The sequence below is a fragment of the Candidatus Latescibacter sp. genome (genome assembly GCA_030692375.1).
GTDB lineage: Bacteria > Latescibacterota > Latescibacteria > Latescibacterales > Latescibacteraceae > JAUYCD01.
In genome coordinates, this window is the sequence record JAUYCD010000093.1 from 1 (window position 1) to 9,634 (window position 9,634).

The 9,634-nt window shown below is 53.9% G+C and carries 8 protein-coding genes and 2 tRNA genes; all 10 read left to right on the forward strand.

The genetic code is table 11. The annotated features are described in order from the left end of the window. The first annotated feature begins 232 nt into the window (after positions 1 to 232). Entirely contained in the window at positions 233 to 1,390 is a 1,158-nt protein-coding gene (locus tag Q8O92_05875; protein ID MDP2982839.1) for an alpha/beta hydrolase family protein, read from the forward strand. 153 nt (positions 1,391 to 1,543) lie between these two features. After that, positions 1,544 to 2,230: a class I SAM-dependent methyltransferase gene (locus tag Q8O92_05880; protein MDP2982840.1), complete on the forward strand. Its 687-nt coding sequence runs from the start codon at positions 1,544 to 1,546 to the stop codon at positions 2,228 to 2,230. Further along, on the forward strand, positions 2,223 to 3,725 hold the full coding sequence (locus Q8O92_05885) for an oligosaccharide flippase family protein (protein MDP2982841.1): 1,503 nt from the start codon (positions 2,223 to 2,225) through the stop codon (positions 3,723 to 3,725). The genes Q8O92_05880 and Q8O92_05885 overlap by 8 nt, the downstream gene beginning before the upstream one ends. Next, positions 3,694 to 4,701 (forward strand): GNAT family N-acetyltransferase, encoded by a 1,008-nt coding sequence (locus tag Q8O92_05890; protein ID MDP2982842.1) that lies wholly within the window; start codon positions 3,694 to 3,696, stop codon positions 4,699 to 4,701. Before Q8O92_05885 ends, Q8O92_05890 begins: the two co-directional genes overlap by 32 nt. A 134-nt stretch (positions 4,702 to 4,835) precedes the next feature. Beyond that, positions 4,836 to 6,542: a hypothetical protein gene (locus Q8O92_05895; protein ID MDP2982843.1), complete on the forward strand. Its 1,707-nt coding sequence runs from the start codon at positions 4,836 to 4,838 to the stop codon at positions 6,540 to 6,542. Between the two features lie 254 nt (positions 6,543 to 6,796). After that, positions 6,797 to 8,041, forward strand: a complete 1,245-nt coding sequence (locus tag Q8O92_05900) for a glycosyltransferase family 4 protein (protein ID MDP2982844.1) — start codon at positions 6,797 to 6,799, stop codon at positions 8,039 to 8,041. Positions 8,042 to 8,258: 217 nt separating this feature from the next. Further along, positions 8,259 to 9,104: a hypothetical protein gene (locus tag Q8O92_05905; GenBank protein ID MDP2982845.1), complete on the forward strand. Its 846-nt coding sequence runs from the start codon at positions 8,259 to 8,261 to the stop codon at positions 9,102 to 9,104. Between the two features lie 115 nt (positions 9,105 to 9,219). Beyond that, positions 9,220 to 9,295 (forward strand) — tRNA-Gly (locus Q8O92_05910). 68 nt (positions 9,296 to 9,363) lie between these two features. Continuing rightward, positions 9,364 to 9,439 (forward strand) — tRNA-Thr (locus tag Q8O92_05915). Between the two features lie 56 nt (positions 9,440 to 9,495). Beyond that, positions 9,496 to 9,634: GTP-binding protein (locus Q8O92_05920; protein ID MDP2982846.1), on the forward strand; the 139-nt coding region annotated here is incomplete at its 3' end.

Genomic DNA, 9,634 nt, shown 5'->3' on the forward strand with positions numbered 1-9,634 from the left:
GGGGATGCCAAAGGCAGGGGGGATTTCTTCTTCCCAGCGAATAAAGATCCCCCCGCCGCTTGAGCGGCGACCCCCTTTTTAAGGGGGTAAAAAGAAAAAGAAACTCCAGCACCAGACATTATCTGATTGACTTAACACCAGCGTCATCCTGAACTTGTTTCAGGATATATACCCCCTATTCATGCAAATTAATGATAAGTGTAGATGAATGCGATATGAGAAAGGCACAATCATGGCAAACACAATCAAACGGCGCGATATTCTGAAAGGGAGCATTGCTATGTCGGCAGGCGCAGCACTTCCGGGGAATGCTTACGGCGCTCCTGATGAGAATCCGTTCCCACCGAAGAAAATCGTCATGGCAAAGCCGGACAGCTATTCGCCGCTTACCTATCTGAAAAAGGCGGCCGCGGAGACTACGCCGAAATTTGCATTCAAAGCCGGAACGGTTCAGGAAGCGGAGGCATGGCGGAAAAACCTCCGCGACGCGCTCTGGGATGCCCTAGGCGAAAGTCATGTCCCCGGGACTGTCAATCCGCAGTCACGGCTCCTCGAAACCAAAACCTTCGACGCCTACATCCAGCAGAAATGGGAGCTTGATGTTGTTCCCGGACGGTCGATGCCGCTCTATGTTCTCCGTCCAAAATCGGGCCCGAATGCGAAAAAAACCGTGCTCTGCCTGCACGGCCACGGGAACGGCGCCCGCGATATCATCGGCATGCCGGTGAACGAGGAGGCCGGGAAGCTCATCCGCACCATCAATACCGATTACGCCCTCCAGGTGGTGAAAAAGGGCTGGTGCGCGGTGGCGCCTGAGCTTTTTGCGTTCGGTGAGCGTGTGGATATGGTCGAGGATGCCCGTCCTGGTTTCGACGGCGGCTGCGAGAAGCCGTTCCTGAACGCCGTTCAGATCGGGAAAACCCTCATCGGCATCCGCGCCAAGGACATCTGCACAGTGATGGACTGGCTGGGATACCGGAAGAATGAGTTCGACACGACAAGCCTGACCTGCATCGGGCTTTCCGGCGGGGGAATGATGACCATGTACACCGCCGCGCTCGATGACCGTATTAAAAGGGCGCTCATAGCGGGATATGTCACCGAGGCTTCCAGCTCCGTTCTGGCCATCCGCCACTGCAGTTGCAACTACGTGCCGCGCCTGGGGCAGTATGCCGATTTCCCCGATGTTGCTGGATTGATCGCGCCGCGGTTTCTCATCGTACAAACCGGGAAAAAGGATGCCATCTTTCCCCTGGAGAGCGTGCAGGCCGCAGTTAAAAAAATCACCAGGGTTTACCGGGTGTACGGAAAACCGAACGAAATCAAGCTCCATGCCCATGACGGTTTTCATTCTTTCTGGACGCCTTCTTTGGATGAATTATTGGTGTAAGGGTTACTATGAACTGGTTTTACAAACTGCTTTTTTTCCTCGGCGCGGTGCTCGCTTTGCTTATCGGCTTGAGCGCTGCGAAATGGTTTTAAGGAGATATTTCCCATCCGGTACCACGATTATACCGCGCACTACGCGCTCGATGCCTTTGACATGGTCCTCCCTGAAGATATGGGGCATTTCCGCCGGCATCAGGAAAAAAGGCGTTTTCAGTGCATCTCACGCCTGCTCCCGAAGAAGGGGGTCAAAAAAGTTCTCGATGCGGGCGCCGGGTCCGGCTGGCTCTCCGAAATGCTGGCCGGGCGCGGATTTGAGGTAACCGCCCTGGACATCGGCCTTGACAGCATCCTCCGCGCCGGGAAGCGTCTTGAGGAGCGCTCTAGACCGGTTAATTTCACCGGGGGTGATGTGTACCGGCTTCCCTTCCGGAGCGGTTCATTCGACGCCGCTTTCGCCAGCGAGATACTCGAACACCTTGAAAAGCCGCAGGAAGCCCTGAGTGAAATTGCCCGCGTGGTGAGACCGGGGGGATGGATAGTCGTTTCCACACCATACCGCGAACGTATCGAGGAAATCCTCTGCATCCACTGCAACAAAAAAACGCCGGTGAATGCCCACCTTCATGCCTTTGATGAACATACCCTGTCGGATCTTCTGAAAACCGCAGGTTTTACTCCAAGCCGTCTGGTGAGATTTCTTAACCGGCCTGCGGAGCGGTTTGGAATGGCCGGATTCACCGGCTTCCTGCCTTATGCCGCCTGGCGGATTCTGGACGCCTTCATCTGCCGGATACTGGGCCGTGAATCGTTCATCGCGGTGAGGGCGGAACGGAATGCTTGAAGAAAAGGGAATGGGCGGAAGCATCGGCGTGGTCGGGTCAGGCCGGAGCGTTTACGTTTTAAGCCTCTTTATCCTGAACATCGGGCTTGCCCGCTCCATGGGAACCGAGGGATTCGGCTCGTTCCAGCAGGTGTTCATGTTCAGCGCGCTGTTCATGATCCTTACCCTCGGCATACCGGAAACCCTGTACTTTTTTCTGCCGCGCCTGACCCCCGAAGAGCGGCCGGGTTTTCTCGGCCAGACCATCATTCTTCTCGGGGCAAGCGGCCTGGCGGTCTGTTTCTTTCTCTGGGCGGGAGCGTCATTTCTGGCCGGTGTGCAGGGTAACCCGGCGATTGCACCGAATATACGGATATTCGGCATTTACGGCGCATTCCTGGTCGCTTCTGCCTTTGCCGATCCTATATTCATCGTTTTCAAACGCGTCCGCTATCTTTTCACCCTGAGCTTCCTTCACGGTCTCTTCTTCCTGCTCCTCACCCTCTGGCAGTACCTGGCCGGTGTTTCCGCCGCCCCGCTTTTCATGGCGATGGCCGTTTTCGCCCTGGGAAAGTTTCTTGCGGCGCTCTTCCTGGTATACAGGATGCGGCCCGAAATCGGCGAGATTCTCTATTTCGGCGGGAAGAAGATGCTCCTTCTCCAGTTGAGCTTTTCGCTTCCCATCGCGCTCTCCAACACGGTCGATATCATTTCGGCATGGATGGACAAATTCGTGGTGTCCGTGTACCTTGGGAAAGAAGCCCTGGGAGTATTTTATGTGGGAGCGATCGAAATCCCCCTCGTTTCGGTGGTGCTGGCTTCCGTATACAGCGTCGTCTCTCCGGTGCTCAGTTCGCACCATCATCGGAAGGATTTCGTGGGATTTATCGGCCTGGTCAATAAGACCTTCCTTTTCACCGCCAAGATGATCTGGCCGTTCTGTCTGTATCTTTTCGTGTTCGCCGACCGGCTTATCCCGCTCATGTTCGGGCCGGAGTACGAGGCTTCAGTGGCGCCGTTCCGGGTATACCTGATGATGATGCCGCTGCGGATCGCTCTCTACGGGGCGATTGTGCTCGCTCTCGGGAAACCCCGGGCCATTTTCCTGGCTGCCAGCGGAGCGCTCTTGATAAATTTCGTTCTGAGTGTTATACTGGTACAATATATCCGGCTTTTGGGGCCGGCCATAGCAACGGTGATTTCCACCTGGTTCCATGTAGTGATTTTGCTGTGGGTTATCCTTGCTGCGACAAAGGGGAGAATCGCGGAGCTGATTCCTTTCCGGGGGCTGTTCATGATCGGGACAGTAAGCGCCCTGGCGGTTTGTGCGGCGTTTGCTGTCACAAGGACCGGATTTTTCGAGAGTGATTTACAGATAATACTGTTTTCATCCATACTTTTCACCGGACTGTATGTTTTCCTGGGAAAGAAAGCGGGATTCATCCGGCTGCTCTCCCTTCGTGACATCATGGAAGGCAGGTACCTTGGCCGGAAAGATGGAAATTCTAAAGGTTGAGGATGCCTCTCTCTGGGATGCATTTGCGTTATCCTCACCGCAAGGCACAGTGTTCTCCACCTCCGGATGGATGCAGGCCGCGGCCCGCACCCAGGGGGGAAAACCGGTATTTCTCGGGGTATTCGAGAATGGGAAACCGGCGGCCGGAGTATCGTTCGTGGAGCTGGCCCGCGGCCCCTTTAAAAAAGCGACCACTCCGGTTCTGACCCCTTATGGAGGCATTCTGTACCGTCCCTTTCCGGGGATGAGAGAATCGGAGGCGGAAAGTTTTAACCATTCCTGCGCCGAGATGATTATAGAGTATCTGCAAAAGCGGTACGACCAGGTATTTCTGGTCAACTCTCCGGGATTCGGCGATGTCCGTCCCTTTTCCTGGAACAGGTTCGCCTGCACCGTGCAGTATACCTACATCCTGGATATAGAAAGCCCGGACAAGCTCTGGGAGCGGCTGGAGCGCCGGGTTCGGACAGTCATCCGCAACGCCGAAGCCTCGCTTTTCCTCGAAGGGCCGGTATCCGCAGAACAGTTTGGGGATCTCTATGAACACACATACAAAGACCGTGGTAACAAGCCGCCGGTCAACCGCAGCATGGTGGTAAAGATGGTGGAAGCGGTAATGAGTGGGGGGATGGGTGAGATGCGGACAGTCCGGGACGGCGATGGAAAGATAGTTGCCGCCATGATTTTTACAGAGGACGCCCGGAGGGTGTATGCCTGGGTAAGCGGAGTCATACCCGCCTTGAATCACACAGGAGCCTCATCTCTCCTGTTCTGGGACGCCGCCCGCAGTCACAGCGGCGAAAATACATGCCTGGACCTTGTGGGGGCTAATCTCCGGACCATATCATTTTTTAAAAAAGGTTTCGGGGGCGCACTGACACCTTACTACACAGCCGAGCGGTACTCCTCCCGGGTTACCCATGCTTTGTTTTCTTTTTATTCCAGACTGAACAAGGTAGTGCGCGTATGCCGTTAAATAAGGTTCTTGTCCGTATATAGATGCCGAAACAAGTTCGGCATGACACGTGTCATCCTGAACTCGTTTCAGGATCTAAAGCGCAAAATTTTCAAATATGCTTATCAAATGACATAACCAATTAAGGTAGTGCGATGATAGATTTGATTCTGACCAGCGCCGCCGAAAGCCCGGTTACGCTTTTCACCCGTAATTTCCGCGTGCATTCGGGGATACCGCTGGGTTTGTACACCGAAGGGGAGCGTTCGCCGGCGGCTCTGGTGTACGGCGACCTGTCCCTGGACACCATTCGTGAGCTTGCCCCCCACTACCGGGCGGTGATCGCCATGCCCTCGAACGGCGGCCATGAGATTCCCGAAATCCCCCGTCACTATGAAACCATGACGGTGAAGGCACCGATACTGGCTGAAATACGGTCATACACATTTCCGGAATTTTCCTGCTTTGTGAAGACCTCGGAGGGAGATCCGCTTATTCTCGAGGGGGTAATCGGAAAAACCCTGGTTCTCCTGTTCACCGCAGACCTGGTGCGGGCCACCATCCGTATCCTTTCCGGGGAGCTGGAACAGGAAACCGGTTTTGACCGGTTCGGCCGTCACCTGCCCCTTCCCGAAAATATCATTTATGCCCCTGCGGTGTCGTTCCATTTTAACCTGATTGAGAACGCCGTCCGCTATGTCCACCGTAAACTGGGCATTCCGCTTCTATCCATACCCAGGTGGCCGCAATCGGCGCCGCTGGCGATCTTTCTTTCCCACGATGTGGACGTGGTACGCAAATGGACGAAAAAGCGGATGGCCTATGAGCTTCTCCTCTCTTTCCGTGAGACGCTCGGAATGAAAGGAATGAAGCGGTTACGGTTCACCATGGCTTCCATCGGCGATGCCCTGAAGGGAAGTGATCCCTACTGGAATTTCGATGAGCTTCTCATCATGGAGAGCGGAAACGGGTTCAAGGCCACCTGGTTTCTTGCGCCCTTCGGCGGAGAATTCAAAGACCGTGAGAACGAAATCGATCCGGTATACCGGCGAAAATCCTCTGAAATCACCGCCATGATCAGACGCATCATCGATAACGAATGCGAGCTGGGTCTTCACGGCACCCGCAGTTCTTATCAGGACCCGAAAGCCTTCCGCCGTCAGGTTGCCTCGTTCGAGAACCGTCTCGGATTCAGACTTTACGGGGTCCGTCACCACTATTTGATGTTCAATCACGGCAAAACGCTTGAAACCGCCGCCGAGGCCGGGATGATTTACGATGCCACGCTCGGGTTCGGAGACAGAACGGGTTATCGGAACGGGATCGCCTCGCCCTTTTTCCCCTTTATCACCTCCCATCCGGCGGGAAAACTGGTGGAGATTCCGCTCAATTTCATGGATGGAGTGTTCCTTCATTCCAGCGATGGGGAAGAAGCGGTCATTCGTCGCATCACGGAATCCTACCTGTATGCAAAAGCGGCGGGTGGTCTTTTCAGCGTTCTTATTCATCCGGGGAACATGGACACTCACGAGATGCCTCCGCTCCCCCGTTTTTACCAGTCATTCCTCAATCGATGCCGTCTGGACCGAGCCTGCTCGATGACCGGAATCGATCTGGCCCGTTGGTGGACCGCCCGCGAGCAGGTTATAAAATCGCTCGAATGCGGGCCGGAAATATGGAGAATCCAGGGAACCGCCATCCCGGAGGAAATGGATTTTTCCATCAGTGCACCCCAGATCAAATCCATGCGGTTTGCCATCGAAGGCGGTCATGGAACCGCCACCCTGGCTCATGATACGCTCATCATCCGTCCCGGAAAGGTTGACCCGGCCAAGGGGCTGACGGTGATGAGGAGGTATTGAGGGAAGACAGAAGACAGAAGAATAAAGGGAAATCCGGTTAAGTAAGAAAGCAAACGAGGATAAATGGTAGATATTTTATGATCCGTAGGTTTTAAGATCCCCCCTGCCTTCGGCATCCCCCCTTATTAAGGGGGGTATCAATTCGTAAAAATGTGTACATGGTGATAACTGTAATTTTTTCCCCCCTTAATAAGGGGGGTAGGGGGGATTAACCTTATCGGATGTTCACCTTTGTTGAACTAACGACATACCCAATGACTAGAAAAAAAGTACTTGTTCTCCTGATGTTCGAAGTGCTCGAGGATTCCCGGGTGTGGAAGACCTGCCTCTCGCTCCGTGACCGGGGAGCAGAAGTGACGGTTGCCTGCACCAATCCTTCAAGTCACCTGGGAAAGGAAACCTGCGAGGGAATCTCAATCGTCCGGTTTCCTCATCCGCAGGAGTTTTTCCTGAAACGTCTCTACCATCTGGCGCATCGCTGGCTCCCGGTTAAACCGGCTGCATTTTCTCCGGCGGCGGCAGCTCCTGATGGACAGCAATCCTCTCCTGTGAAAGAGCTCATCCTGCAATGGAATCACCGACATTACATGCGGAATATGAAAAAATTAAACCGGACTTTCATCCGGGCTTTTTCCGGGGGAAAATTCGATCTCATCCACGCCAACGATGTGGATACCCTGTATGCCGGGAGCGAGCTGCGGCGCAGGGGCTGCGCCAATGCCCTCCTCTATGACTCCCACGAGTACTGGGCCGGTATGAGCAGGCCGGGCAGCTATTCGAACATCTCCCTGCAGCGGTTCGAAGGCGCATGTATCCGCGACGCCGATTTTGTGGTCACGGTGAATCCATTTATTGCCGGGCGGCTCAAGGAAAATTACGAATTACAGTACACACCGTCGGTGGTCATGAACTGCCCGCCTCTCTGGCACGGCGAGTTATCGCGCCGTACAATCGAGGCGCCTGTACGGGTAATCTTCCAGGGTAAGCTTCAGGCCTACCGCGGTCTCGAGGAACTTATCCTCGCATTCCGGCACATTCCGGGCGCGGCGCTTACCCTGTCCGGGTACGGTCCCATCGAAGGGAGACTGAAACTCCTGGCTGAACGTGAGGGCCTGAAGGACAGGGTCAGGTTCACCGGCCGTTATCCGCAGGAGGAAACGATGCCCATGCTTTCCTCCCAGGACATCGGGGCGATACCGTACCAGGATGTTGTAATGAACAATGTGTATTCATCTCCGAACAAACTTTTCAACTATGCCATGGCCGGTATGGCAATTGTTACAAGCAGCATGCCGTTTCTGGCCTCAACCGTTAAGGAACATAATATGGGCGAGGTATTCACCGGGAGCAGCCCGGAAGATATCGCCCGCGCCATCCAGTCCCTGGTTTCGGACCCCGTGCGGCTGAGAGCATGCAAGGAAAACGCACGGAGAGCGGCGGAGGAATGGTTTTCCTGGGAAAAACAGTTCGAGAGGAATTATCCGTGGAAACAAGTCTGAACCGTGATTCATGGGATAGATGCCGATACAAGTTCGGCATGACACGTGTCATCCTGAACTCGTTTCAGGATCTATTTATGCAATTACGGCGGATAATGTAAAAAATTACTTACCTGATGATGTACTCGGACCGGGTTTTGCCTTTTCATCATCTTTTATCATTCACATCATTCGCATCAGTGGTTCAGACAGTCTTTTCCCTTAGGGACTTTGAGCTTTGGACTTTGGACTCCATGACCTGACTCATATGTACCCGAACCGGGTGCAGACCCTCTACGGCGCCCCGGCGGTGATATTCCGTGATCACCGGTGGACCTTGCCGGTCGTTTTCATGGCCGGGGAAGAGGGAATCCTGAAACTCCCGGTGCGAATGGTCACCTTCGACCGTCACCGTGATTCGCTGGCTCCGCTCAAGGGGACAGGGCCGCTGGAGGCCTTCCGCAGCGGGAAAATTTCCCGCGATACGGCAATGCTGGCGGAACTGGTCCGCGACCACCTCTCGCCCCGTGACGACGACTGGATAATCTCCGGAATGGAACTGGGATTGCTCTCGGACGTCATTCAGTTCGGCTCGCTTACGGAAACCCCGGAAAATGAATCAGCCATAACCTGTTACAACGACAGGTTCGGGCAGGATCATCGGATTTTTCACCTTCGCCGTCCGGCCCAGGAATTGTCTTACAAGGGCGCCTTAACCGATCACGGCCATGCAGCAGTGAAGGAAGGTCTGTGGAATATCCTTAATTGGCTGCCGGAAACGGGTAAAATCCGGGCGGACAAACATACCCTCATCGTCGATATCGATCTTGATTTCTTCACAATGCCCTGGGAGAAATATGTATTCCCTTTCCCCCCGGAAGTATATGAGGGAGAATTCTTCACACCTGCCCAATCCCCTTACTGCTGGTCCGGCCTGCGGCCTGTGGATTGGTTGCGCAGTCTGGTGAAATCCGCCGGATTGGTGACTGTGGCATGCGAGCCTGATTTTTGCGGGAGTAAGGACAAAGCAGAACAGGTGTTTGCCGATATGAATCTTTTTCTTTTCGAATCTTCTCTTGAATGAAGATATTTTTCAGTGGAATCCCAAAATAATATTTGACATTTGTGATAAAAAATAGTATCTTACTTATCTGTTATATAGGGGATTTTTTTGTCTTTGAGACGCGGTATGCAACTGAGCGGGAATAACTCAAATGGTAGAGTGTCACCCTTCCAAGGTGAAAGTTGCGAGTTCGAGTCTCGTTTCCCGCTCCAGTGAGATGCGGATTATTAGAGTTTTTATGGTTCTGATTCTGATTTGCATAAAAAATAAGCTCCACCGGGCCCACATAGCTCAGTAGGCAGAGCGCATCCTTGGTAAGGATGAGGTCACCAGTTCGACTCTGGTTGTGGGCTCCATGTGCATGGAGAACGCCGATTTTTGTGTGATTTCTTTTTTTTGAAGGGATTGTAACATGGCGAAGGAGAAATTTGCGCGGACGAAGCCGCACGTGAATGTAGGGACGATAGGCCACATCGATCATGGGAAGACGACGTTGACGAGCGGGATAACGAATGTGCAGGCGAAGAGGGGATTGGCGCAGCACATGACGT

Bases quoted from the DNA above. Each gene is read 5' to 3' on its own strand.
- Q8O92_05885 (MDP2982841.1), top strand. From the start codon at position 2,223: ATGCTTGAAGAAAAGGGAATGGGCGGAAGCATCGGCGTGGTCGGGTCA.
- Q8O92_05900 (MDP2982844.1), top strand. From the start codon at position 6,797: ATGACTAGAAAAAAAGTACTTGTTCTCCTGATGTTCGAAGTGCTCGAG.
- Q8O92_05875 (MDP2982839.1), top strand. From the start codon at position 233: ATGGCAAACACAATCAAACGGCGCGATATTCTGAAAGGGAGCATTGCT.
- Q8O92_05880 (MDP2982840.1), top strand. From the start codon at position 1,544: ATGGTCCTCCCTGAAGATATGGGGCATTTCCGCCGGCATCAGGAAAAA.
- Q8O92_05895 (MDP2982843.1), top strand. From the start codon at position 4,836: ATGATAGATTTGATTCTGACCAGCGCCGCCGAAAGCCCGGTTACGCTT.